This window comes from Zoogloea sp. LCSB751, from assembly GCF_002028455.1.
In the GTDB taxonomy this organism is placed as follows: Bacteria; Pseudomonadota; Gammaproteobacteria; order Burkholderiales; family Rhodocyclaceae; genus Zoogloea.
This window is the reverse complement of the sequence record NZ_MWUM01000286.1, coordinates 1-262: the sequence shown is the minus strand read 5'-3', so window position 1 is coordinate 262 and position 262 is coordinate 1. Positions and strand designations below refer to the sequence as shown.

At 61.5% G+C, this 262-nt stretch carries 1 protein-coding gene; it reads left to right on the top strand.

Annotation, left to right across the window (positions count from 1 at the left end; all coding sequences use genetic code 11):
• On the top strand, positions 1-216 hold a 216-nt coding region (locus tag B4920_RS26660), incomplete at its 5' end, for a histidinol dehydrogenase (protein ID WP_139379708.1).
• Positions 217-262 lie beyond the last annotated feature (46 nt).

Sequence of the window (262 nt, the reverse complement as noted above, 5' to 3'; positions counted from 1 at the left end):
CTGCCCACCTACGGCTATGCCCGCACCTGTTCAAGCCTGGGGCTCGCTGATTATCAGCGCCGCTACACTGTGCAGGAGCTGAGCATCGAGGGGATCCAGGGCCTTGGTCCCATCGTCCAGCGCATCGCCGATGCGGAGGGGCTCGATGCCCACAAGAATGCCGTGACCCTGAGATTGAACGCACTTTCAAACCAGCAGCAAAAGGATTTGTCATGAGCATCGCCAATCTGGCTCGCCGCGTGGTGCGGGCCCTCACCCCCTA